This is a genomic window from Enterobacter cloacae complex sp. I1M, assembly GCF_014982425.1.
Classification (GTDB): domain Bacteria; phylum Pseudomonadota; class Gammaproteobacteria; order Enterobacterales; family Enterobacteriaceae; genus Enterobacter; species Enterobacter intestinihominis.
Genome location: NZ_JADCLG010000042.1, coordinates 48759 through 71098 on the forward strand (window position 1 = coordinate 48759; position 22340 = coordinate 71098).

Annotated in this window: 25 protein-coding genes; 18 read left to right on the forward strand and 7 right to left on the reverse strand. The window is 55.4% G+C overall.

Annotation, left to right across the window (positions count from 1 at the left end):
• The first annotated feature begins 4 nt into the window (after nt 1-4).
• The 6 genes from INF86_RS20895 to hisP all read left to right on the forward strand — a co-directional run bounded on the left by INF86_RS20895 (nt 5) and on the right by hisP (nt 4922).
• On the forward strand, nt 5-574 hold the full coding sequence (locus INF86_RS20895) for a UbiX family flavin prenyltransferase (protein WP_159403438.1): 570 nt from the start codon (nt 5-7) through the stop codon (nt 572-574).
• A gap of 290 nt (nt 575-864) precedes the next feature.
• On the forward strand, nt 865-1647 hold the full coding sequence (gene argT, locus INF86_RS20900; RefSeq protein ID WP_015572255.1) for a lysine/arginine/ornithine ABC transporter substrate-binding protein ArgT: 783 nt from the start codon (nt 865-867) through the stop codon (nt 1645-1647).
• A gap of 224 nt (nt 1648-1871) precedes the next feature.
• Nucleotides 1872-2654 (forward strand): histidine ABC transporter substrate-binding protein HisJ, encoded by a 783-nt coding sequence (gene hisJ / locus INF86_RS20905; protein WP_003861421.1) that lies wholly within the window; start codon nt 1872-1874, stop codon nt 2652-2654.
• An 88-nt stretch (nt 2655-2742) separates the two neighbouring features.
• The gene (locus INF86_RS20910) at nt 2743-3429 is read left to right on the forward strand and encodes a histidine ABC transporter permease HisQ (protein ID WP_006811404.1); all 687 of its coding nucleotides are present in this window, start codon (nt 2743-2745) and stop codon (nt 3427-3429) included.
• Entirely contained in the window at nt 3426-4139 is a 714-nt protein-coding gene (locus INF86_RS20915; protein WP_003861424.1) for an ABC transporter permease, read from the forward strand. The genes INF86_RS20910 and INF86_RS20915 overlap by 4 nt, the downstream gene beginning before the upstream one ends.
• 9 nt (nt 4140-4148) lie before the next feature.
• Nucleotides 4149-4922 (forward strand): histidine ABC transporter ATP-binding protein HisP, encoded by a 774-nt coding sequence (gene hisP / locus INF86_RS20920; RefSeq protein ID WP_003861426.1) that lies wholly within the window; start codon nt 4149-4151, stop codon nt 4920-4922.
• Nucleotides 4923-5061: 139 nt separating this feature from the next.
• Here the strand turns inward: hisP and INF86_RS20925 are convergent, their stop codons facing one another.
• The 4 genes from INF86_RS20925 to yfcG all read right to left on the reverse strand — a co-directional run bounded on the left by INF86_RS20925 (nt 5062) and on the right by yfcG (nt 7596).
• Complete coding sequence (locus INF86_RS20925; protein WP_063853425.1) at nt 5062-5571, reverse strand: GNAT family N-acetyltransferase; 510 nt, start codon at nt 5569-5571, stop codon at nt 5062-5064.
• Nucleotides 5572-5615: 44 nt separating this feature from the next.
• The gene (locus INF86_RS20930; RefSeq protein ID WP_193543900.1) at nt 5616-6509 is read right to left on the reverse strand and encodes a TIGR01777 family oxidoreductase; all 894 of its coding nucleotides are present in this window, start codon (nt 6507-6509) and stop codon (nt 5616-5618) included.
• 13 nt (nt 6510-6522) lie between these two features.
• Nucleotides 6523-6891 (reverse strand): dihydroneopterin triphosphate 2'-epimerase, encoded by a 369-nt coding sequence (folX, locus tag INF86_RS20935; RefSeq protein WP_003861432.1) that lies wholly within the window; start codon nt 6889-6891, stop codon nt 6523-6525.
• A gap of 75 nt (nt 6892-6966) precedes the next feature.
• Nucleotides 6967-7596, reverse strand: a complete 630-nt coding sequence (gene yfcG, locus INF86_RS20940; protein ID WP_022648841.1) for a GSH-dependent disulfide bond oxidoreductase — start codon at nt 7594-7596, stop codon at nt 6967-6969.
• Between the two features lie 140 nt (nt 7597-7736).
• Between yfcG and yfcF the strand changes: the two genes are divergently transcribed.
• From yfcF to yfcD, 3 genes are read left to right on the forward strand one after another with little or no spacing between them, the layout of a single operon-like run.
• The gene (gene yfcF, locus INF86_RS20945; RefSeq protein WP_180243031.1) at nt 7737-8381 is read left to right on the forward strand and encodes a glutathione transferase; all 645 of its coding nucleotides are present in this window, start codon (nt 7737-7739) and stop codon (nt 8379-8381) included.
• A 55-nt stretch (nt 8382-8436) separates the two neighbouring features.
• Nucleotides 8437-8988, forward strand: coding sequence for a phosphodiesterase (gene yfcE / locus INF86_RS20950; RefSeq protein ID WP_045621141.1), 552 nt, complete (start codon nt 8437-8439; stop codon nt 8986-8988).
• Between the two features lie 55 nt (nt 8989-9043).
• Entirely contained in the window at nt 9044-9610 is a 567-nt protein-coding gene (gene yfcD, locus INF86_RS20955) for an NUDIX hydrolase YfcD (RefSeq protein WP_023300632.1), read from the forward strand.
• A gap of 3 nt (nt 9611-9613) precedes the next feature.
• Here yfcD and INF86_RS20960 read toward each other — a convergent pair whose 3' ends face one another.
• Nucleotides 9614-10633: a LacI family DNA-binding transcriptional regulator gene (locus INF86_RS20960; protein WP_023300631.1), complete on the reverse strand. Its 1020-nt coding sequence runs from the start codon at nt 10631-10633 to the stop codon at nt 9614-9616.
• A 236-nt stretch (nt 10634-10869) separates the two neighbouring features.
• Between INF86_RS20960 and INF86_RS20965 the strand changes: the two genes are divergently transcribed.
• The 5 genes from INF86_RS20965 (at nt 10870) to INF86_RS20985 (ending at nt 14851) form a co-directional block, all read left to right on the forward strand.
• Entirely contained in the window at nt 10870-11313 is a 444-nt protein-coding gene (locus INF86_RS20965) for a PTS sugar transporter subunit IIA (RefSeq protein ID WP_063147687.1), read from the forward strand.
• 79 nt (nt 11314-11392) lie between these two features.
• Complete coding sequence (locus tag INF86_RS20970; protein ID WP_003861447.1) at nt 11393-11665, forward strand: PTS sugar transporter subunit IIB; 273 nt, start codon at nt 11393-11395, stop codon at nt 11663-11665.
• Nucleotides 11666-11686: 21 nt separating this feature from the next.
• Nucleotides 11687-13078: a PTS ascorbate transporter subunit IIC gene (locus tag INF86_RS20975; RefSeq protein WP_017383437.1), complete on the forward strand. Its 1392-nt coding sequence runs from the start codon at nt 11687-11689 to the stop codon at nt 13076-13078.
• Complete coding sequence (locus tag INF86_RS20980; protein ID WP_023300630.1) at nt 13075-13905, forward strand: transketolase; 831 nt, start codon at nt 13075-13077, stop codon at nt 13903-13905. The genes INF86_RS20975 and INF86_RS20980 overlap by 4 nt, the downstream gene beginning before the upstream one ends.
• Nucleotides 13898-14851, forward strand: coding sequence for a transketolase family protein (locus tag INF86_RS20985; RefSeq protein ID WP_193543901.1), 954 nt, complete (start codon nt 13898-13900; stop codon nt 14849-14851). Before INF86_RS20980 ends, INF86_RS20985 begins: the two co-directional genes overlap by 8 nt.
• 109 nt (nt 14852-14960) lie before the next feature.
• Here the strand turns inward: INF86_RS20985 and pta are convergent, their stop codons facing one another.
• Together pta and ackA are read right to left on the reverse strand one after the other, a co-directional pair.
• Nucleotides 14961-17102, reverse strand: a complete 2142-nt coding sequence (pta, locus tag INF86_RS20990) for a phosphate acetyltransferase (RefSeq protein ID WP_022648836.1) — start codon at nt 17100-17102, stop codon at nt 14961-14963.
• 75 nt (nt 17103-17177) lie between these two features.
• Nucleotides 17178-18380 (reverse strand): acetate kinase, encoded by a 1203-nt coding sequence (ackA, locus tag INF86_RS20995; protein WP_022648835.1) that lies wholly within the window; start codon nt 18378-18380, stop codon nt 17178-17180.
• A gap of 335 nt (nt 18381-18715) precedes the next feature.
• Between ackA and yfbV the strand changes: the two genes are divergently transcribed.
• The 4 genes from yfbV to INF86_RS21015 all read left to right on the forward strand — a co-directional run bounded on the left by yfbV (nt 18716) and on the right by INF86_RS21015 (nt 22337).
• A complete protein-coding gene (gene yfbV / locus INF86_RS21000; RefSeq protein WP_003861459.1) occupies nt 18716-19171 on the forward strand; it encodes a terminus macrodomain insulation protein YfbV in 456 nt (151 codons plus the stop codon).
• Nucleotides 19172-19263: 92 nt separating this feature from the next.
• Nucleotides 19264-19758, forward strand: a complete 495-nt coding sequence (locus INF86_RS21005; protein WP_008502874.1) for a YfbU family protein — start codon at nt 19264-19266, stop codon at nt 19756-19758.
• An 11-nt stretch (nt 19759-19769) separates the two neighbouring features.
• Complete coding sequence (locus INF86_RS21010) at nt 19770-20429, forward strand: sugar phosphatase (RefSeq protein WP_022648834.1); 660 nt, start codon at nt 19770-19772, stop codon at nt 20427-20429.
• Between the two features lie 75 nt (nt 20430-20504).
• Nucleotides 20505-22337, forward strand: a complete 1833-nt coding sequence (locus tag INF86_RS21015) for an SLC13 family permease (RefSeq protein WP_022648833.1) — start codon at nt 20505-20507, stop codon at nt 22335-22337.
• The last annotated feature ends 3 nt before the right edge of the window (nt 22338-22340 follow it).

The window sequence follows — 22340 nt, forward strand, 5'->3', positions numbered from 1 at the left end:
AATCATGAAACGACTCATTGTAGGGATCAGCGGTGCCAGCGGCGCGATTTATGGCGTCCGGCTGTTACAGGTGCTGCGTGACGTTGCAGGCGTAGAAACTCATCTGGTGATGAGCCAGGCGGCGCGTCAGACCCTCTCTCTTGAAACCGATCTCTCTCTGCGCGACGTTCAGGCGCTGGCTGATGTTGTCCACGATGCCCGCGATATCGCCGCCAGCATCTCTTCGGGCTCGTTTAAAACGGCCGGCATGGTTATTTTGCCCTGTTCGATTAAAACCCTCTCCGGTATCGTAAACAGCTATACCGACACGCTGGTGACGCGTGCGGCGGACGTGGTGCTGAAAGAGCGTCGTCCTCTGGTGCTCTGCGTGCGGGAAACGCCGCTGCACCTGGGACATCTGCGTTTAATGACGCAGGCAGCCGAACTGGGAGCTGTGATAATGCCGCCGGTCCCCGCGTTCTATCATCGTCCACAAACGCTGGACGATGTCATCAACCAGACCGTTAACCGCGTGCTGGATCAGTTCAATATAGACCTGCCGGAAGATCTCTTTACCCGCTGGCAGGGGGCGTGAGGCTGTGCACAAACAAGGTGCATGAAATGACTGTTTGCCCTGTTTCAGGGCAAAACTGCAACCGCGATCATATCCTCGACATTTAATTCGCTTTTTCCCTTTTTCTCTTTCCGGTTCGTTCGGCAGACCTGCTATCTTTCACCATTAAGGCAGTATCGCAACGTTTTATTAACATATTTAACGTCGTAGTTTTAACCCGACGACAATGTGGCATAAGACCTGCAAGAGCAGCCTGCAACACAACACGCAACATAAACCATAATAAAATCACGGTTCTTGAGGGTAAATGTATGAAGAAGACGGTTCTGGCTCTGTCTTTGCTCGTGGGCTTGAGTGCAGCAGCAAGTAGCTATGCAGCGCTACCACAGACAGTTCGTATCGGTACAGACGCAACCTACGCGCCTTTCTCCTCCAAGGATGCGAAAGGCGACTTCGTGGGGTTTGATATCGATCTGGGAAATGAGATGTGCAAACGCATGGAAGTGAAATGCACATGGGTGGGCAGTGACTTTGACGCGCTGATCCCGTCGCTGAAAGCCAAGAAAATTGATGCCATTATCTCTTCTCTCTCCATCACGGAAAAACGTCAGCAGGAGATCGCCTTCTCAGAGAAGCTCTACGCTGCCGACTCACGTTTGATTGCCGCGAAAGGCTCGCCAATCCAGCCGACCATCGACTCGCTGAAAGGCAAACATGTTGGCGTGCTTCAGGGCTCGACCCAGGAAGGTTACGCCAATGCTAACTGGCGCGAGAAAGGCGTCGATGTGGTCGCTTACCAGAACCAGGATCTGATCTACTCTGACCTGGCGGCAGGCCGTCTGGATGCCGCGTTTCAGGATGAAGTCGCCGCGAGCGAAGGCTTCCTGAAACAGCCTGCGGGTAAAGAGTACGCCTTTGCCGGCCCGTCGGTGAAAGACAAAAAATACTTTGGCGACGGCACCGGTATTGGTCTGCGTAAGGATGATACCGAGTTGAAAGCCGCCTTCGACAAAGCGTTTAATGAGCTGCGTAAAGACGGTACCTACGACAAACTGGCGAAGAAATACTTTGATTTCAACGTCTACGGTGATTAATACCTGAATGAGATGCACTGATGTGGTGCATCTTTAGGGGAAGTGTTCCAGTATGGTGCAAGCAATGCACCATATTGGACCGCCGTGTGCATAGTTAAGCATTTTAAATGCAAAAATTCCCGTTCAGAGGCATTAATCTTTGCCTGAGTGAGGGGATTAATGGCACATTAACGGCACCCCGTAGTCGTAAAATCTCGTATTTAGACAGTTTGTTGAGGACAGATATGAAAAAACTGGTGTTGTCACTTTCTCTGGTACTGGCCTTTTCCAGCGCCACCGCAGCATTCGCAGCCATTCCGCAGAAAATTCGTATTGGGACTGACCCAACCTACGCGCCTTTCGAATCGAAAAATGCGAAGGGGGAACTGGTCGGTTTTGACATCGATCTGGCTAACGAGCTGTGCAAACGCATTAAAGCGCAATGTACCTACGTTGAAAACCCGCTGGACGCGCTAATCCCGTCCCTGAAAGCGAAAAAAATTGACGTGATCATGTCCTCCCTGTCTATCACCGAAAAACGTCAGCAGGAGATTGCCTTCACGGACAAACTCTACGCGGCTGACTCACGTCTGGTGGTGGCGAAATCCTCTGACATTCAGCCAACCCTTGAATCTCTGAAGGGCAAACGCGTGGGCGTGTTGCAGGGTACGACGCAGGAAACCTACGGTAACGAGCACTGGGCGCCAAAGGGGATTGAAATTGTCTCTTACCAGGGTCAGGAAAACATCTACGCAGACCTGACGGCAGGCCGTATTGACGCGGCATTCCAGGATGAAGTGGCGGCAAGCGAAGGCTTCCTGAAACAGCCTGTGGGTAAAGATTACAAGTTCGGCGGTCCGTCCATTAAGGACGAAAAACTCTTTGGCGTTGGCACCGGTATGGGCCTGCGGAAAGAAGACAACGAACTGCGTGAAGCCCTGAACAAAGCGTTCGCCGAGATGCGCGCGGACGGCACCTACGACAAGCTGGCGAAAAAGTACTTCGATTTTAATGTTTACGGCGGCTAATCGCCCCGTCTGATAACGTGCGGCCCCTCCCGTTGCGGGAGGGGAAAAGACACGGTTCCACCACTCACGAGACGACAGGGCACGCGGTATGCTGTACGGATTTTCTGGCGTTATTTTACAGGGCGCGCTTGTCACCCTTGAGCTGGCTATCAGCTCCGTGGTGCTGGCGGTGCTGATAGGCCTGGCGGGCGCGGGGGCAAAGTTATCCGCCAACAGACCGCTGGCGCTGATATTTGAAGGCTATACCACGCTGATTCGCGGCGTGCCTGACCTGGTGCTGATGCTGCTGATCTTTTATGGCCTGCAAATCGCACTTAACGGCGTCACGGATGCCATCGGCATGGATCAGATCGATATCGACCCGATGGTGGCCGGTATTATTACCCTTGGTTTTATCTACGGTGCTTATTTCACTGAGACCTTTCGCGGCGCTTACATGGCCGTGCCGAAAGGGCACATTGAAGCGGCGACCGCCTACGGTTTTACCTCCTCACAAACGTTTCGCCGGATCATGTTCCCGGCCATGATGCGCTACGCGCTGCCGGGCATCGGTAACAACTGGCAGGTTATTCTCAAGGCAACGGCGCTGGTCTCCCTGCTGGGTCTGGAAGATGTGGTGAAGGCCACGCAGCTGGCGGGTAAAAGCACCTGGGAACCGTTCTATTTTGCGGTAGTCTGCGGCGTAATCTATCTGGTCTTTACGACCGTCTCCAATGGTGTGCTGCTTCTGCTCGAACGTCGCTACTCCGTGGGTGTGAAGAGGGCTGACCTGTGATTGAGATTATTCAGGAGTACTGGAAATCCCTGCTGTGGACGGATGGCTACCGCTTTACTGGCGTGGCGATCACGCTGTGGCTGCTGATCTCCTCGGTGGTCATGGGCGGCATTCTGGCGGTGTTTCTCGCCATTGGCCGCGTGTCGAACAATAAATTTATCCAGTTTCCGATCTGGCTGTTCACCTACGTGTTTCGCGGTACGCCGCTGTACGTGCAGCTGCTGGTGTTCTATTCCGGAATGTACACGCTGGAGATCGTGAAAGGCACCGAGATGCTGAACGCGTTCTTCCGCAGCGGTCTGAACTGTACGGTGCTGGCGCTGACCCTTAATACCTGCGCCTATACCACCGAGATCTTCGCCGGGGCCATCCGTTCTGTGCCGCACGGTGAGATTGAGGCGGCGCGCGCGTACGGCTTCTCGTCCGTGAAGCTCTACCGCTGTATTATTCTGCCTTCGGCGCTGCGTATTGCGCTGCCGGCCTACAGCAACGAAGTGATTTTAATGCTGCATTCGACGGCACTGGCGTTTACCGCCACGGTGCCGGATCTGTTAAAGATTGCCCGCGATATTAACTCTGCCACCTACCAGCCGTTTACGGCGTTTGGTATTGCGGCAGTGCTCTATTTGATCATTTCTTACGTCCTGATCAGCCTGTTCCGTAAGGCTGAAAAACGCTGGTTGCAGCATATAAAACCGTCGACGCACTGAGAATTTATGATGGCTGAGAACAAATTAAACGTAATTGATTTGCACAAGCGCTACGGCGAACATGAAGTGCTGAAAGGGGTGTCGCTGGAGGCTAACGCGGGCGACGTGATCAGTATTATCGGCTCATCAGGTTCGGGTAAAAGTACCTTCCTGCGCTGCATCAACTTCCTCGAAAAGCCGAGCGAAGGGTCGATTGTGGTGAGCGGACAGAACATCAACATGGTCCGTGATAAAGACGGCCAGCTTAAAGTGGCGGATAAAAACCAGCTGCGCCTGCTGCGTACGCGTCTGACAATGGTGTTCCAGCACTTCAATCTCTGGAGCCACATGACGGTGCTGGAGAACGTGATGGAAGCGCCGGTTCAGGTGCTCGGCTTAAGCAAGCAGGAAGCCCGCGAGCGTGCGGTGAAATACCTGGCGAAAGTGGGGATCGACGAGCGGCAGCAGATCAAATATCCGGTGCACCTGTCAGGGGGACAGCAGCAGCGTGTTTCCATCGCCCGCGCGCTGGCGATGGAGCCGGAAGTATTGCTGTTTGACGAACCGACTTCCGCGCTGGATCCTGAACTCGTTGGCGAAGTGCTGCGCATCATGCAGAAGCTGGCGGAAGAGGGCAAAACGATGGTGGTGGTGACGCACGAGATGGGCTTTGCCCGTAACGTTTCTAACCACGTTATCTTCCTGCATCAGGGCAAGATTGAGGAGCAGGGGCATCCGGACGAAGTGCTGGCGAACCCGCAAAGCCCGCGTTTGCAGCAGTTCCTGAAAGGCTCGTTGAAGTAGGTTTGGCCTTTCTCCCTCTCCCTGTGGGAGAGGGCCGGGGTGAGGGCATCAGCCCCAGAGCCGCCCAATTGCCCGGTGGCGCTTCGCTTTCCGGGCCTACAAAAACCGTAGGCCGGGCAAACGCAGTGTCGCCCAGCATTCAGACCGCACCACACTCCAGCCGATACACCCAGTCGTCATACCGTACGCCGTTAATCTCGTACGCCTTCTCCAGTACCTGCGTGCGCACAAAACCTGCTTTCTCAAGAACCCGCACCGACCCGCCATTATCCGCCAGCACGTACGCGTTTATCGCCTTCACGCCCGTCTGGTTAAATGCATACTCACACACCGCCCGCAGCGCCTCGCTGGCAATGCCTTTTCCCTGCGCGTCAGGCACAACCGTGTAGCCAATATCCGCCTCTTCACGGTTCGCCGCACTGATTTGCAGGCCGATATCCCCGAGCGGCGTAACGTCGTTATGCAGACGGATCACAAAGACATGCTCCGCCATCAGGCGCGCGGCAAATACGCGGCGCGTCTCTTTTTCAGGCATGATAGCGGCCATATAGCGCATGATGTTGGGGTCTTCGCGCAGAGAGCGAAAGAACGCCCAGTCAGAAGGTTCGAAAGGGGTGAGGTGAAGCCGGGTTGTGGTGATGGTTGCCATAGTTACGCCATATCATCCAGAGATGGCGTATAACTCTAACATATTCACTGCACCACATCCCCCAGCGCCTCTTCCAGGTCATACCAGCGGAACGTAAATCCGGCCGCTTCCAGCCGTTTTGGCAGCGCGCGCTGGCCGCCCAGCACCAGCACCGAAGATTCGCCCATCAACAGCCGAATCGCCGTCGCAGGCACGCGCAGTACCGCCGGGCGATGCAGGGCATGACCCAGGGCGTGAGCAAACTGTTCATTACGTACGGGGTAGGGAGATACCATGTTAAACGGCCCGCGCAGGTCGTTATCCAGCAGCCAGAGAATACCGTTGACCATATCGTCGATATGGATCCACGCCAGATACTGACGACCGTTGCCAATGGGCCCGCCAAGCCCCATTTTAAACGGCGGCAACATTTTACCGAGAATACCGCCTTTCGGAGCAAGCACCACGCCGGTGCGCAGCAGGCAGACGCGGGTGTTATCGCTCTGCGCCCCGCAGGCAATGCGCTCCCACTGGGCGCAGAGTTTATGGGTAAACTCGTTGTGCGGCGGCTCTTCTTCGGTCACCACCACTTCACCAAGATCGCCATAGTAGCCTGTTGCAGAGCCGGAAATCAGCACCGAGGGCGGCATCTCGCTGTTACGAATCAGCTCAACCAGCCTTTCGGTCATGTTCCAGCGGCTGCTGCATAAACGCTGTTTTTGCTCTTCGGTCCAGCGTTTATCAGCGATTGGTTCGCCTGCAAGGTTGATGACGGCGTCAAAGCCGTTCAGATCCTGCCGTTCCGCCAGGCCTTTCCAGATCTCAACGCCGGTGCCCAGCACCTGGCGCGCTTTCTCCGGGCTGCGCGTGACCACGGTAATGTCGTGATGCAACGTCTGCAAACGTGGAATGAGATGGCGACCAATCAGCCCCGTACCGCCGGTGAGCAGGATCTTCATACAACCTCCAGGTTTACGCCTGGCGCTGCCAGCTTAACGTCATGGAGACGGAGTCGGCGTAGCGCAGGGCGTGAAGTTTATCGATCTCCACTTCAGCATAAGTGACCCAGTGGTGTTCGCGTGCGATGTCGAGCACATCCTGAGTTAATTTTTCCAGTAGCGCAAAACGGTTGTTCTCAACGTACTGGATGATGCTTTTGGTGATCGTGCGATAGTTCAGCGCGTCATTGATGTCTTCGCTGGCGCGCGCCTTGTCTGCCGGGTAATGGATCACGACATTCACCACGATATCCTGGCGATTCGCGATCTCTTCCTCTTTGATACCAATGAATGTACGTAAGCGAAGGTTTTTTATACGAATAATAGCGTCATGCTGGGACATTGCAGGTCTTCTCCGTGTCAGTATTTTTACCTCATCATACATGAGGAGAACACCTGCACCCAACGGGGCACAGGCTCAAATCTGATGGATTTTTTGCATGGCGCGTTCGGTTGCCGGGCGGGTCCGGATGCGCTCAAACCAGTTGTTCACCGCCGGATAAGTGGCCAGGTCGATCCGGTGGCGTTCATGGGTGTTAATCCACGGCCAGCAGGCGATATCTGCGATGCTGTAATGCTCACCTCCCAGCCACGGTGATTTTTCCAGCCGACGGTTCAGGACCCCGTACAGGCGCTGGGTTTCGACCTGATATCGCTCAATGGCGTAAGGGATCGTCTGCGGCGCATAGGCGGTAAAGTGATGATTCTGCCCCAGCATCGGCCCCAGGCCGCTCGACTGCCAGAATAACCATTGCAGCGTGTGATGACGCTCGCGCAACTCCCCGCTCAGGAGCTTGCCGGTTTTCTCTGCCAAATAAAGCAAAATCTCTCCGGACTCAAACAGGCTTAACGGTTTGCCCCCGTCAGAAGGCAGGTTATCAATGATGGCCGGAATTTTATTGTTGGGCGAGATGGCCAGAAAAACGGGGCGGAACTGATCGCCTTTGCTGATATCCACGCGAATGATCCGGTAGTCCAGTTCGGCTTCTTCAAGAAAGAGGGTGATCTTATGGCCATTAGGGGTGGGGGCATAATAGAGATCTATCATTCTCAACTCCTGTCAGTGCGAATAGTGTTGCCATGAAAAATCAGTATAGGTGCTTGTTGTAAATCGTGAGTTTTCATCAAGTGACAGCGAGGCAAAGAGATTATATGTTGAGTGAAAACCGATCAGCCGATGAGGATGTTATGAGCCAGCCTGTAATAACGTTGTGGTCCGATGCGAACTTTTTTTCTCCTTATGTCATGAGCGTTTATGTGGCGCTGGCAGAAAAGGGGCTAACTTTTAGTCTGAAAACCGTTGACCTGGACAGCGGCGAACATCTGAAGCCTCAGTGGCAGGGTTACGCGCTCACCCGCCGTGTCCCTGTGCTGGAGATTGACGGTTTTGAGTTGAGTGAATCCTCAGCGATTGACGAGTACCTTGAAGACCGCTTTGCCCCACCAGAGTGGGAACGCATCTATCCTCACGATCTGCAAAAGCGCGCCCGCGTCCGCCAGATCCAGGCGTGGCTGCGTAGCGACCTGGTGCCGATTCGCACAGAACGCTCCACGGACGTGGTGTTCGCTGGCGTCAAAAAGCCCGCCCTCAGCGAGGAAGGCTTATCCAGCGCCCGGAAGCTGATTGATACCGCGTCATCGCTGCTGTCACAGGGTAACCCAAACCTGTTTGGCGAGTGGTGTATTGCCGACACCGATCTGGCGCTGATGCTCAATCGCCTGATCCTCAACGGCGATGACGTCCCACAGCTGCTGGTGGATTACGCCACCTTCCAGTGGCAACGCGCGTCGGTACAGCGCTATCTGGCACTCTCTGCTAAGCGCGCGGGCTGATAAGACGGGGCGCTTGAGGTATGATAGGGCAGTCTGTATTCCCGAGGAGTAACTGATGAAACTGATGTTTGCGTCGGATATTCATGGATCGCTGCCCGCGACCGAACGCGTGCTTTCTCTGTTCGTCCAAAGCGGGGCGCAATGGCTGGTGATCCTGGGCGATGTGTTAAACCACGGCCCACGCAATGCGTTGCCGGAAGGCTATGCTCCCGCGCAGGTGGCGGAAAAACTTAATCATTTTGCCTCGCGCATTATCGCCGTTCGCGGCAACTGCGACAGCGAAGTTGACCAGATGCTGCTGCAATTTCCCATCACCGCTCCCTGGCAACAAGTGTTGATGGAAAACAGCCGTTTGTTCCTGACCCACGGGCACCTGTTCGGCCCGGATAACCTGCCGTCACTCGCCGCTGGCGATGTCCTGGTTTATGGTCATACTCATATTCCGGTGGCGGAAAAACGCGGGGCGTTTTACCACTTTAACCCCGGGTCTGTCAGCATTCCTAAAGGCGGTAACCCGGCAAGCTACGGCATGTATGAAGACGGGACATTAAGCGTTATCGCACTTAATGATCAGCAAGTTATTGCGCAGATAGCGATTAATCCGTAAGTTACACCACAACTGCAAACGCGCCGAAAGAGCGCTTAGACGAGAAGGTTTCCCGATGGTGGAGCAGAATCATTTGGCAAGTACTGAGTGGGTTGACATTGTCAGCGAAGAGAATGAAGTGATCGCGCAGGCCAGCCGCGAACAAATGCGTGCGGAGCGTCTGCGTCACCGCGCGACTTACATCGTTGTTCATGACGGCATGGGCAAGATTCTGGTCCAGCGTCGCACTGACACCAAAGATTTTCTTCCTGGTATGCTGGATGCCACAGCGGGTGGCGTCGTGCAGGCCGATGAAGTATTGCTGGATTCCGCGCGTCGTGAAGCGGAAGAAGAGTTAGGTATCGCTGGCGTGCCGTTTGCCGAGCACGGACAGTTTTATTTCGAAGATGAGCATTGTCGCGTCTGGGGCGGGCTGTTTAGCTGCGTTTCCCACGGACCTTTCGCCTTGCAGGAAGAGGAAGTGAGCGAAGTGTGCTGGATGACGCCGGAAGAGATCACCGCGCGTTGCGACGAATTCACGCCGGATTCCCTTAAAGCACTGGCGCTGTGGATGACCCGCAACGCCAAAAACGAATCCGCTAAACCGGAAAATAAGCCGGAAAAAGAGGAAGAGGCTGAGTAAGCCTTAACAGCTTTCCCGCAGACACAGGCTGGACGCGATGGGTTTATGGTCGCGCCAGTCTCCATCATTCAGACGTTCCAGTAACGCTTTCCCGGCTTCAATCCCAATCTTGCGATGCGGTACTGCCATCGTCGTCAGCGGCGGCTGACAGACGCGGCTGACGTCGCTGTCGCCAAAGCCCACGACCGCTAAATCGTCCGGCACCTTGATGCGCCGACGCTGGCACTCATACAGCGCGCCGCAGGCCAGTTCATCTGATACGCACACCAGCGCATCCAGCTCCGGCCACGCCAGCAGAAACTCCGGCAATTGTGCCGCACCGGTGGAAAAGCTCGGCGGCATGGCGGCATTAATCACTCTGTTTGGCGACAGGTGGTGGCGCAGCATCGCCTTGTACCAGCCCTGCAAATGCTGCTGAAAAATCCACTGCTCCTGGTTAGCGCACAGCAGGCCGATATTCTGGTAGCCGCGCTGAATCACCATTTCGGTAAGTTCATACATGGCGGCGACGTTATCAATCCCGATATTCATATCAATAGGATCGGCACGCATTGCACCCATTTCCATCACCGGGATAGAGGCGTTTTTTAGCCAGTGTCGCACGGTATCGGAGTGCTCGACGCTGAGCAGTATCGCCGCGGCGATGTTCGAGGCCAGCAGCGTTTCAAGCAGTTTCTCTTCCTGTTCAAGACGATGCTGAGATTCCGCCAGCATAATCTGATATCCGGCTGGCTGGAGCACCTGCTGTAGCCCGGCGAACATCTCGGAACAGCCAGCTTCGGAAAGATTGGGTACTACCATCGCAATCGTCCATGACGATGCCGATGCCAGTGCGCTGGCGGCAAGATTGGGCATGTAACCCAGCTCCTGCACCGCGGCTTCAATTTTTTCACGCAGTTTATCGGAAACCTGTTCGGGCGTGCGGAGGGCACGGGAAACAGTCATCGTGCCTACGCCGGCAAGCTGCGCGACATCCGCGAGCGTTACTTTTCCGGTACTGCGCCGTTTTCGGGTTAAAGACATACATCTTCCTGCTGACAGGACGCGATTTAGTTTCATCCTTCATTTTACGTGACAGGCAGTATACGCCTTAAATCCCTTTTTTTGCTGTGATTTCGCACCAGGATAGCAATTTGATAGCGCTATCACAGTTCTGCATGTTAGTCGTTGGTAGCGCTATCTTTGTGATCGCGATCGCAGTCATTAATTGATGGGTTGAATAGAGTTTGCCCATGTCTGGCCTTTAGCGGGAGTGAAAAATGCTCAAAAAGTGGATATATGATACAACCATCATCCTACAGGATAGCGTTGAAAGCTGGCCCCAGGCGCTGGAACTGTGCGCGAAACCGCTGCTGGATTTGCAGGTCATTGCGCCGAAATATGTCACGGCTATCATTGAGCAGCATCACAGGTTAGGTCCCTACTATGTGCTGGCTCCTGGGCTGGCAATGCCACATGCGCGACCGGAAGAAGGGGCGAAAGGACTTGGCCTGTCATTATTAAAACTGAAACAGGGCGTCTCATTTGGTGCTGGTGAGTTTGACCCCGTCGATGTGATTGTGATGCTGGCGGCGCCGGACAAACATAGCCATATCGAAATGATCTCCGCCTTAGCAGAATTATTTTCCAGCGACGAAGATATGGCTGAATTACATCGGGCGAATACGCTGGAGGAGATAAAAACCGTTATCAATCGCTTCTGATTTAATTATTTAATCCGATTCATCTCAACATTACGCGTCAGCGTGATGGGGCGTACTCTACTCAAAAAAGGGGATAACAATGAAAATTATGGCTATTTGCGGCTCCGGCCTGGGCAGCAGTTTTATGGTCGAAATGAATATTAAAAAGGTGCTCAAAAAACTGGAAATTGAGGCAGAGGTTGAACACTCCGATCTCTCCTCGGCCACGCCGGGCGCGGCGGACCTGTTTGTAATGGCGAAAGACATTGCCGCCAGCGCCAGCGTGCCGGAAAGCCAGCTGGTGGTGATCAACAATATTATCGATATCAACGAACTCGAAGCGCAGCTGCGCGCCTGGTTCGAAAGACAATAATCCTGAAAAGGCGAGGTGGATATGTTTATCCTTGAAACGCTGAATTTCGTTGTTGATATTTTAAAAGTCCCTTCCGTCCTGGTCGGGTTAATTGCCCTGATTGGTCTGGTGGCGCAGAAAAAAGCCTTTTCAGATGTGGTAAAAGGCACAATTAAAACCATTCTCGGCTTTATTGTACTGGGCGGCGGCGCAACCGTGCTGGTGGGCTCTTTAAATCCGCTCGGCGGTATGTTTGAGCACGCCTTTAATATTCAGGGCATTATTCCCAACAATGAAGCTATTGTGTCGATTGCCCTGGAAAAATATGGTGCCTCCACCGCGCTCATTATGGCTTTCGGGATGGTGGCGAATATTATTGTCGCGCGCTTTACCCGCCTGAAGTACATCTTCCTGACCGGGCATCACACCTTCTACATGGCGTGCATGATTGGCGTGATCCTGACGGTCGCAGGCTTCGAAGGGGTAGGGCTGGTCTTCACCGGTTCGTTGATCCTCGGCCTGATTATGGCCTTCTTCCCGGCGATTGCGCAGCGCTATATGAAGCGTATTACCGGCAACGATGAGATTGCCTTCGGTCATTTCGGCACGCTGGGCTACGTGCTGTCCGGCTGGATTGGCAGCAAGGTCGGTAAAGGCTCGCGCTCCACCGAAGAGATGAACCTGCCGAAGAACCTCAGCTTCCTGCGCGACAGTTCGATCTCCATCTCACTGACCATGATGATTATCTACCTGATTATGGCGGTGAGCGCCGGGCGTGAGTACGTGGAGGCCACCTTCAGCGGCGGCCAGAACTACCTGGTGTACGCCATCATTATGGCCATCACCTTCGCGGCAGGCGTGTTTATCATCTTGCAGGGTGTGCGCCTGATTCTGGCGGAAATTGTCCCGGCCTTTACCGGCTTCTCGGAAAAACTGGTGCCCAATGCGCGACCTGCGCTGGACTGCCCGGTGGTCTACCCGTATGCGCCAAACGCGGTGCTGATTGGCTTCCTGTTCAGCTTCCTCGGCGGGATTGTAGGCTTGTTCATCTGCGGTCAGTTTAGCTGGGTGCTGATCCTGCCGGGCGTCGTGCCGCATTTCTTCACCGGTGCAACGGCGGGCGTGTTTGGGAACGCCACCGGCGGACGTCGCGGGGCGATGATTGGCGCCTTTGCTAACGGCCTGCTGATCACCTTCCTGCCGGTCCTGCTGCTGCCTGTTCTGGGCGCGATTGGCTTTGCGAATACGACCTTCTCGGACGCCGACTTTGGCGCCGTCGGGATTGTGCTCGGCAACCTGGCGCGCTTCCTGTCGCCGCTTGCCATCACCGGACTGGTTGTTGTGTTGTTTGCGCTGCTGGTGGCCTACAACGTCTTCGCTAAAAACAAACCTGCCAGCGGTAACGCGCAGGAAAACCCCGGAGCCAAATCATGAATGAAAATGAAATAACCGAACTGGCGCGTCAGATCCGCCTTGAGACGCTGAAATCCCTGACGCAGCTGGGTTTTGGTCACTACGGCGGCAGCATGTCAGTCGTTGAAACACTGGCCGTTCTGTACGGCGCGGTAATGAAAATTGACCCGGCCGATCCGGACTGGCCAGAGCGCGATTACTTTGTGCTGTCGAAGGGACATGCGGGCCCGGCGCTGTACAGCACGCTGGCGATTAAGGGCTACTTCCCGATTGAAGAGCTGAGCACGCTAAACCAGAACGGAACGCGTCTGCCAAGCCACCCGGATCGCCTGAAAACACGCGGCGTGGATGCCACCACCGGATCGCTGGGGCAGGGGATCTCCATTGCAGGCGGCATGGCGCTGTCGCACAAGCTGGCAGAAAGGCCAAACCGGGTGTTTTGCATCGTTGGCGACGGGGAGCTGAACGAAGGGCAGTGCTGGGAAGCCTTCCAGTTTATTGCTCACCATCGACTGAACAATCTGACGGTGTTCGTGGACTGGAACAAACAGCAGCTCGACGGCGAGCTGGACGAAATCATCAGCGCCTTCGATCTGGAAGGCAAATTCCGGGCCTTTGGTTTTGACGTAGTGACGGTGAAGGGGGATGACATTCCGGCGCTGCTGGAGGTGACCGCGCCGATCCCTGCGACCGATGCGCGTCCGCGGGTGGTGATCCTCGACAGCATCAAAGGGCAGGGGGTGCCATACCTGGAACAGCTCAGCAACTCGCATCACCTGCGATTAACTGAGGAGAGCAAAGCGGCGCTCAACGAGACGATTCGCCAACTGGAGGCTTCACATGATTAAGGTTGCACCGACAGGACAGAAAGATTCGGTTGAGATGCGTAAGGTCTATGCGGGTTTTGTGGCAAAACAGATTGAGGCCGGGAGCGAGATTATTGCGCTCGAAGCGGATCTGATGAGTTCGATGGCGATGGACGGCGTAGCGCGTGATTATCCACAGCACGTCATCAACTGCGGCATTATGGAGGCCAACGTGATTGGGACGGCCGCCGGGCTGTCGCTCACCGGACGTAAGCCGTTCGTCCATACCTTTACCGCCTTTGCCAGCCGTCGCTGCTTCGACCAGCTGTTTATGTCCCTGGACTACCAGCGCAATAACGTGAAGGTGATTGCCTCGGATGCGGGCGTGACGGCCTGCCACAACGGCGGGACGCATATGTCGTTTGAGGATATGGGCATCGTGCGCGGTCTGGCGCATTCAGTAGTGCTGGAGGTGACCGATGCGGTGATGTTCGAAGATGTGCTGCGTCAGCTTATCGACCTGGAAGGCTTCTACTGGGTGCGGACCATCCGTAAACAGGCGCCGAGCGTCTATGCCCCGGGGTCAACCTTCACCATCGGCAAGGGCAACGTGCTGCACGAGGGAACCGATATTACCCTGATTGCTAACGGCATTATGGTGGCGGAAGCGCTGGAGGCGGCGCGCCAGCTGGAGCAGGAGGGGGTAAGCGCAGCGGTCATCGACATGTTTACCCTGAAGCCCATCGATCGGATGCTGGTGAAAAATTATGCCGAGAAAACCAGGCGTATTGTGACCTGCGAAAACCACAGCATTCACAACGGGCTGGGGTCGGCGGTGGCGGAAGTGCTGGTGGAAACCTGTCCGGTGCCGATGCGGCGGGTTGGGGTGAAGGAGCGTTACGGTCAGGTAGGCACGCAGGACTTCCTGCAGAAGGAGTATGGCCTGACGGCACATGACATTGTGTCGGCGGCACGAGAGTTGCTGTAATAAAAAAGGCGACCGTTGAATGGTCGCCTTTTTTGCCGGATGGCGCTTCGCTTATCCGGCCTACAAAACCCTGGGCCCGGTAAGCGCTAGCGCTACCGGGCTTTTTAGCTTACTGCTGCTGCGAAGACTGAATCGCCGTCAGCGCGATGGTGTAGACGATATCGTCAACCAGCGCACCACGAGACAGGTCGTTCACAGGCTTGCGCATACCTTGCAGCATTGGCCCGATGGAGATCAGGTCTGCTGAACGCTGTACCGCTTTATAGGTGGTGTTACCGGTGTTCAGATCCGGGAAGATGAACACGGTAGCGCGACCTGCAACCGGCGAGTTAGGCGCTTTAGATTTCGCAACGTCAGCCATTACCGCGGCATCGTACTGGAGCGGGCCGTCGATCATCAGATCCGGACGTTTTTCCTGCGCAATGCGGGTCGCTTCACGGACTTTCTCTACGTCGCTGCCTGCACCAGAGGTACCGGTGGAGTAGGAGAGCATCGCGACGCGCGGTTCGATACCGAAGGCAGTCGCGGAGTCCGCAGACTGGATAGCGATTTCTGCCAGCTGCTCTGCGGTTGGGTCCGGGTTGATCGCGCAGTCGCCGTAAACGTAAACTTGTTCAGGCAGCAGCATGAAGAACACGGAGGAGACCAGAGAGCTGCCCGGTGCGGTTTTGATCAGCTGCAACGGTGGACGGATGGTGTTCGCGGTGGTGTGAACCGCACCGGAAACCAGGCCGTCAACTTCGTCCTGCTCCAGCATCAGCGTACCCAGCACGACGTTGTCTTCCAGCTGCTCGCGCGCAACGGCTTCGGTCATGCCCTTGTTCTTACGCAGCTCAACCAGGCGGGCAACGTAGCTTTCGCGAACCACTTCCGGGTCAACGATCTCAATGCCAGCGCCCAGCTCAACGCCCTGAGACGCCGCAACGCGGTTGATCTCATCCGGGTTACCCAGCAGCACACAGGTCGCGATACCGCGCTCTGCACAGATGGCCGCCGCTTTAACGGTACGTGGTTCGTCACCTTCTGGCAGAACCACGCGTTTGCCCGCTTTACGCGCCAGCTCGGTCAGCTGGTAACGGAAGGCTGGAGGAGACAGACGACGGCTGCGCTCGGACGTCGCCGTCAGGGATTCGATCCAGTCTGCGTTGATGTAGCCCGCAACGTATTCCTGAACTTTCTCGATACGCTCGTGGTCATCAACCGGCACTTCGAGGTTGAAGCTTTGCAGGCTCAGGGAGGTCTGCCAGGTGTTGGTGTTCACCATGAAGACTGGCAGGCCAGTGGCGAACGCACGTTCGCACAGCTTGCTGACGCGCGGGTCCATCTCGTAGGCACCGGTCAGCAGGATCGCACCGATTTCCACGCCGTTCATCGCAGCCAGGCACGCTGCAACCAGCACGTCTGGACGGTCAGCAGAGGTCACCAGCAGGGAACCTGCGCGGAAGTGTTCCAGCATGTGCGGAATGCTGCGCGCGCAGAAGGTCACGGACTTCACGCGGCGGGTGTTGATATCGCCTTCGTTAACGATGGTGGCATTCAGGTGACGCGCCATATCGATTGCACGGGTGGCAATCAGATCGAAGCTCCATGGCACCGCACCCAGCACCGGCAGTGGGCTGGAATCCTGCAGCTTAGCCGGGTCAACTTTGATGACTTTCGCTTTGGAAGAGTCGTCGAAGATTTCGGACAGGTCAGGACGCGTACGGCCCTGCTCATCAACCGGTGCGTTCAGCTTGTTAACAATCACGCCGGTGATGCTGGTGTTTTTCGCACCGCCGAAGCTGCTGCGCGTCAGTTCGATACGCTCTTTCAGCTGCTCTGGGGTGTCCGTGCCCTGAGACATCACGAAAACAATCTCTGCGTTCAGGGTTTTCGCGATTTCAAAGTTCAGAGACTGGGCAAACTGGTGTTTACGGGTCGGGACCAGGCCTTCAACCAGCACCACTTCAGCGTCCTGCGCGTTTGCGTGGTAGTTGGCGATGATCTCTTCCATCAGCACGTCTTTCTGGTTGCTGGAGAGCAGAGATTCAACGTGGCTCATCTTCAGCGGTTCAGCCGCTGGCAGATTGGAGTTCTTACGAACGATGGAGGTGGTCTGGTCTGGCGCATCGCCACCGGCACGTGGCTGGGCGATAGGCTTAAAGACACTCAGACGAACGCCTTTGCGTTCCATAGCGCGGATCACGCCGAGGCTGACGCTGGTCAGGCCGACGCTGGTTCCGGTAGGGATCAGCATAATAGTACGGGACACGGTTTATCCTCTTTCGTTACCGCCGCGTTGGGCGGGCTACAAAACAGCACCGCCAGCATTGCTGGCGGTGTGGAATCAGGCAGTCAGGCGGCACGCGTCTTGCGCGATGACCAGCTCTTCGTTAGTTGGGATAACGATAGCCGGGCGGGTGCCTTCTTTGTTGATGAAGCCAGACTTGCCGAAGCGGGCAGCCAGGTTACGCTCGTGATCGACTTCGAAGCCCAGTACGCCCAGTTTGCCCAGGGACAGCTCACGTACCATTGCCGCGTTCTCACCGATGCCGCCGGTGAAGATAACCGCGTCCAGACGACCGTCCATCAGCGCGGTGTAAGAACCGATGTACTTCGCCAGACGGTGGCAGTAAACGTCCATTGCACGTTTAGCGTCAGCTTTTTCTGCGTAGTTGTCTTCAACGTAACGGCAGTCGCTGGTGACTTCGGTCAGACCCAGCAGGCCAGACTCTTTGGTCAGCATTTTGTTGATGTCGTCAACGCTCATGCCCAGGGTGTCGTGCAGGTGGAAGATGATCGCCGGGTCGATATCACCGGAACGGGTACCCATCACCAGACCTTCCAGCGGGGTCAGACCCATAGAGGTATCAACACACTTACCGTTGCGGATAGCAGAAACAGAACCACCGTTGCCCAGGTGGCAGGTGATGATGTTGACTTCTTCAACCGGCTTGTTCAGTACTTTTGCGGCTTCCTGAGTCACATAGAAGTGGCTGGTGCCGTGTGCGCCGTAGCGACGTACGCCGTGCTCTTTGTACAGGCTGTATGGCAGGGCATAGAGGTAAGACTCTTCCGGCATGGTCTGATGGAACGCGGTGTCAAACACGGCCACGTTTTTATCTTTCAGATTCGGGAAGGATTTCAGTGCTTCAGCGATACCGATCAGGTGAGCCGGGTTGTGCAGCGGTGCGAAAGACGCAGAGTCTTTGATGCCCTGAATCACAGAGTCGTCGATTACCACGGAGCTGGTGTATTTTTCGCCGCCGTGGACGATACGGTGACCAATCGCAGTCAGCTGAGCAGACAGTTCTGGTTTTTGTGCCAGAATAGTGTTAACGATAAAGTTCAGCGCTTCACTGTGAGCGGCGCCTGCACCTAAAGCCGCTTCTTGTTTGCTGCCGTCCATCTTCCACTTGATACGTGCTTCAGGCAGATGGAAACATTCGGCCAAACCAGAGAGGTACTCATCACCGTTGAGCGCATCGATGATGGCGAATTTCAGTGAAGAGCTACCGCAGTTCAGAACCAGTACTAACTTACTCGACATGGAAGTACCTATAATTGATACGTGGCTAAAAAAACGTCAATGAGTCTAAAGCGTAACGCATGCTGACTCAGACATTTATGATTAACATCATGCCAAACGAACATTCTGGCAGGATGGAAGAAATACCTATGATTTTAAGCCATTTTGAACATTTTTCAGACAATGGCATAATATGCGATAATTTGACGAGTTAACGCTTCTCGTCTACGGCCTATCAGGCTGGCACAGGATACCCGATACGGGGTAGCGATGACAAAATATTTTGAACGTTGTCATAGCCTGTTGTGGTTTTGCACGAAAATTTTAATTTTTATATGTGAAGTTGAGGTACAGCCATGTCAACACCTGAAATCCCGTCCGTGAACTTTTTTAGTCTGTTTCGTCGGGGACAGCATTACGCAAAGACATGGCCGATGGAAAAGCGCCTCGCGCCCATGTTTATTGAAAATCGCACTATTCGCGCCACGCGCTATGCGATTCGCTTTATGCCCCCGATCGCCGTCTTTACTCTTTGCTGGCAAATTGCGCTGGGTGGACAGCTTGGACCTGCCGTCGCGACGGCGCTCTTTGCGTTAAGCCTGCCGATGCAGGGATTGTGGTGGTTAGGTAAACGTTCCGTCACGCCACTTCCGCCTTCTATTTTACACTGGTTTTATGAAGTGCGTGGAAAACTGGAGGAGGCCGGCCAGGCGCTCGCCCCGGTTGAAGGCAAGCCGGATTATCAGGCGCTGGCGGACACCCTCAAGCGCGCGTTTAAACAGCTTGATAAAACATTCCTCGATGACTTGTGATTGATCATCGAAACGACGACCAAAAGAAGGCACAGTAACAATCAGTTACCGTGTCTTTTTTTTACAGTGCAATGCGCTACAGGAGTCGAAAGATGGAAATGACCCATGCTCAACGTCTGATTTTGTCTAACCAGTACAAGATGATGACTATGCTTGATCCCGATAACGCTGCGCGCTACAGCCGCCTGCAAACCATTGTTGAACGTGGTTTTGGCTTGCAGATGCGCGAACTGGATCGCGAATTTGGCGAACTGAAAGAGGAAACCTGCCGTATCGTTATCGACATCATGGAGATGTACCATGCGCTGCATGTGTCCTGGACCAATCTGAAAGACCAGCAGTCCATTGACGAGCGCCGCGTAACGTTCCTGGGCTTTGATGCCGCGACAGAAGCGCGCTATCTGAGCTATGTGCGCTTTATGGTGAACACCGAAGGGCGCTACACTCATTTTGATGCGGGTACGCACGGCTTCAACGCCCAGACCCCAATGTGGGATAAGTATCAACGTATGCTGAGCGCGTGGCACGCCTGTCCGCGTCAGTACCATTTAAGCAGCAACGAAATTCAACAAATCATTAATGCCTGACGGAGGTGCGTGTGCAGTGTAAAGGTTTTCTGTTTGATCTGGACGGTACGCTGGTGGATTCGCTGCCGGTAGTGGAGCGTTCCTGGTGTCATTGGGCCGACAGGCACGGCATTGACCATCAGGATGTACTGAATTTCATCCATGGCAAACAGGCCATTACCTCATTGCGGCACTTCCTGGCGGGACGTCCTGAGGAAGAGATTCAGGCGGAGTTCAAATATCTGGAGCAGATTGAAGCTACCGACACTGAGGGCATCACCGCGCTGCCCGGTGCGCGCGAACTGCTTGAGCATCTGAATGAAGCGCAGATCCCGTGGGCTATCGTCACCTCCGGCTCGGTTCCTGTCGCGCATGCCCGCCATAAGGCGGCCGGTTTACCGACGCCGGACGTCTTCATTACCGCTGAGCGCGTAAAGCGCGGCAAGCCCGAACCGGATGCGTTTCTGCTCGGCGCTGAACTGCTCGGCCTTGCGCCAGCGGAGTGCGTGGTGGTGGAAGACGCGGCGGCAGGCGTGCTGGCCGGGCTGAACGCCGGAAGCCACGTCATTGCCGTTAACGTCCCGGCGGGGTCCCCCCGGCTGGAGGAGGCGGATTTTGTGCTTAATACTCTGACCGCCATCGACGTCTCGAAGGCATCAGACGGCGTTGTAACCGTCTCGCTAAAAATGTAATCCCATGATATAGCCCCGCATTACCGGGGCTTTTTTATGGCAGAATTGCTTCTCCTCCACTGACAAGGACATGTTGTGAACGGTGAACTGATTTGGGTCCTGAGCCTGCTGTTAATCGCCATCATTCTTTTTGCCACGGGCAAGGTGCGCATGGATGCCGTCGCCCTGTTTGTGATTGTCGCGTTCGTTCTGAGCGGTACCCTTTCCCTGCCAGAAGCCTTTTCCGGGTTTAGCGATCCCAACGTTATTTTGATTGCCGCCCTGTTTATTATTGGCGACGGGCTGGTACGCACCGGCGTGGCGACGATGATGGGGTCGTGGCTGGTTAAAGTGGCGGGCAGCAGCGAAACCAAAATGCTGATTTACCTGATGCTGACGGTCGCCGGACTGGGTGCGTTTATGAGCTCGACGGGGGTCGTGGCCATCTTTATTCCGGTTGTGCTGAGCGTCTGCATGAGGATGCAGATCTCCCCGTCGCGGCTGATGATGCCGTTGAGCTTTGCCGGGCTCATCAGCGGCATGATGACGCTGGTCGCGACCCCGCCGAACCTCGTCGTGAACAGCGAACTGATCCGTGAGGGGCTTGAGGGGTTTAGCTTTTTCAGCGTCACGCCGATCGGGCTGGTTGTACTGGTGATGGGCATTATCTATATGCTGTTGACCCGTTTCGCGCTGAAAGGGGAGAAGCAGGACAAAGCCAAAGAGGGCTGGAAGCGGCGAACTTTTCGCGATTTGATCAAAGAGTACCGTCTGACCGGGCGCGCCCGTCGGCTGGCTATCCGCCCCGGTTCGCCGATGATAGGCCAGCGGCTGGACGACCTTAAGCTACGCGAACGCTATGGCGCGAACGTCATCGGGGTTGAGCGCTGGCGTCGTTTTCGTCGGGTAATCGTTAACGTGAATGGGGTGTCAGAGTTTCGCGCGCGTGACGTCCTGCTGATTGATATGTCCACTGCGGACGTGGATCTGCGAGAGTTTTGTAGCGAGCAGCTGCTGGAGCCGATGGTGCTGCGCGGCGAGTATTTCTCCGACCGGGCGCTGGATGTGGGAATGGCCGAGGTGTCGCTGATCCCGGAATCGGAGTTATTGGGCAAAACCGTGCGCGAAATCGGCTTTCGTACCCGCTATGGCCTCAACGTGGTGGGCCTGAAGCGCGATGGCGTAGCCCTTGAAGGGGCGGTGGTGGATGAGCCGATCCTGCTGGGGGATATCTTCCTCGTGGTCGGCAACTGGAAACTGATTAGCCAGCTCGGGCAGAAAGGCCGCGATTTTGTGGTGCTGAATATGCCGATTGAAGAGAGCGACGCGTCACCGGCGCACAGTCAGGCGCCCCATGCGATTTTTTGCCTGGTGTTGATGGTCGCGTTGATGCTGACGGACGAGATCCCTAACCCGGTGGCGGCGATAATCGCCTGTCTGTTAATGGGCAAATTCCGCTGTATCGACGCCGAAAGCGCTTACAAAGCGATTCACTGGCCAAGCATCATTCTCATCGTTGGGATGATGCCCTTCGCCCTGGCGCTACAGAAAACCGGCGGGGTGGATTTGATCGTAAAAGGCTTAATGGACGCGGGCGGGGGATATGGTCCGTACCTGATGATGGTTTGCCTGTTCGTCATGTGCGCCACCATTGGTTTGTTCATCTCCAATACCGCAACGGCGGTGCTGATGGCGCCTATTGCGCTGGCGATGGCAAAATCGATGGGCGTTTCGCCCTATCCGTTTGCGATGGTGGTAGCGATGGCGGCGTCCGCGGCATTTATGACGCCGGTATCTTCCCCGGTCAATACCCTGGTGCTGGGGCCGGGAAACTATCGATTCAGCGATTTTGTAAAGCTGGGCGTGCCGTTCACCGTGCTGGTGATGCTGGTATGCGTGGTGCTGATTCCGGTGTTATTCCCGTTCTGAGAA

Excerpts from the sequence above, each read along its gene's own strand:
- INF86_RS20895 (WP_159403438.1), top strand. The coding sequence starts at position 5 with ATGAAACGACTCATTGTAGGGATCAGCGGTGCCAGCGGCGCGATTTAT.
- argT (WP_015572255.1), top strand. The coding sequence starts at position 865 with ATGAAGAAGACGGTTCTGGCTCTGTCTTTGCTCGTGGGCTTGAGTGCA.
- hisJ (WP_003861421.1), top strand. The coding sequence starts at position 1,872 with ATGAAAAAACTGGTGTTGTCACTTTCTCTGGTACTGGCCTTTTCCAGC.
- INF86_RS20910 (WP_006811404.1), top strand. The coding sequence starts at position 2,743 with ATGCTGTACGGATTTTCTGGCGTTATTTTACAGGGCGCGCTTGTCACC.
- hisP (WP_003861426.1), top strand. The coding sequence starts at position 4,149 with ATGGCTGAGAACAAATTAAACGTAATTGATTTGCACAAGCGCTACGGC.
- INF86_RS20925 (WP_063853425.1), bottom strand. The coding sequence starts at position 5,571 with ATGGCAACCATCACCACAACCCGGCTTCACCTCACCCCTTTCGAACCT.
- INF86_RS20930 (WP_193543900.1), bottom strand. The coding sequence starts at position 6,509 with ATGAAGATCCTGCTCACCGGCGGTACGGGGCTGATTGGTCGCCATCTC.
- folX (WP_003861432.1), bottom strand. The coding sequence starts at position 6,891 with ATGTCCCAGCATGACGCTATTATTCGTATAAAAAACCTTCGCTTACGT.
- yfcG (WP_022648841.1), bottom strand. The coding sequence starts at position 7,596 with ATGATAGATCTCTATTATGCCCCCACCCCTAATGGCCATAAGATCACC.
- yfcF (WP_180243031.1), top strand. The coding sequence starts at position 7,737 with ATGAGCCAGCCTGTAATAACGTTGTGGTCCGATGCGAACTTTTTTTCT.
- yfcE (WP_045621141.1), top strand. The coding sequence starts at position 8,437 with ATGAAACTGATGTTTGCGTCGGATATTCATGGATCGCTGCCCGCGACC.
- yfcD (WP_023300632.1), top strand. The coding sequence starts at position 9,044 with ATGGTGGAGCAGAATCATTTGGCAAGTACTGAGTGGGTTGACATTGTC.
- INF86_RS20960 (WP_023300631.1), bottom strand. The coding sequence starts at position 10,633 with ATGTCTTTAACCCGAAAACGGCGCAGTACCGGAAAAGTAACGCTCGCG.
- INF86_RS20965 (WP_063147687.1), top strand. The coding sequence starts at position 10,870 with ATGCTCAAAAAGTGGATATATGATACAACCATCATCCTACAGGATAGC.
- INF86_RS20970 (WP_003861447.1), top strand. The coding sequence starts at position 11,393 with ATGAAAATTATGGCTATTTGCGGCTCCGGCCTGGGCAGCAGTTTTATG.
- INF86_RS20975 (WP_017383437.1), top strand. The coding sequence starts at position 11,687 with ATGTTTATCCTTGAAACGCTGAATTTCGTTGTTGATATTTTAAAAGTC.
- INF86_RS20980 (WP_023300630.1), top strand. The coding sequence starts at position 13,075 with ATGAATGAAAATGAAATAACCGAACTGGCGCGTCAGATCCGCCTTGAG.
- INF86_RS20985 (WP_193543901.1), top strand. The coding sequence starts at position 13,898 with ATGATTAAGGTTGCACCGACAGGACAGAAAGATTCGGTTGAGATGCGT.
- ackA (WP_022648835.1), bottom strand. The coding sequence starts at position 18,380 with ATGTCGAGTAAGTTAGTACTGGTTCTGAACTGCGGTAGCTCTTCACTG.
- yfbV (WP_003861459.1), top strand. The coding sequence starts at position 18,716 with ATGTCAACACCTGAAATCCCGTCCGTGAACTTTTTTAGTCTGTTTCGT.
- INF86_RS21005 (WP_008502874.1), top strand. The coding sequence starts at position 19,264 with ATGGAAATGACCCATGCTCAACGTCTGATTTTGTCTAACCAGTACAAG.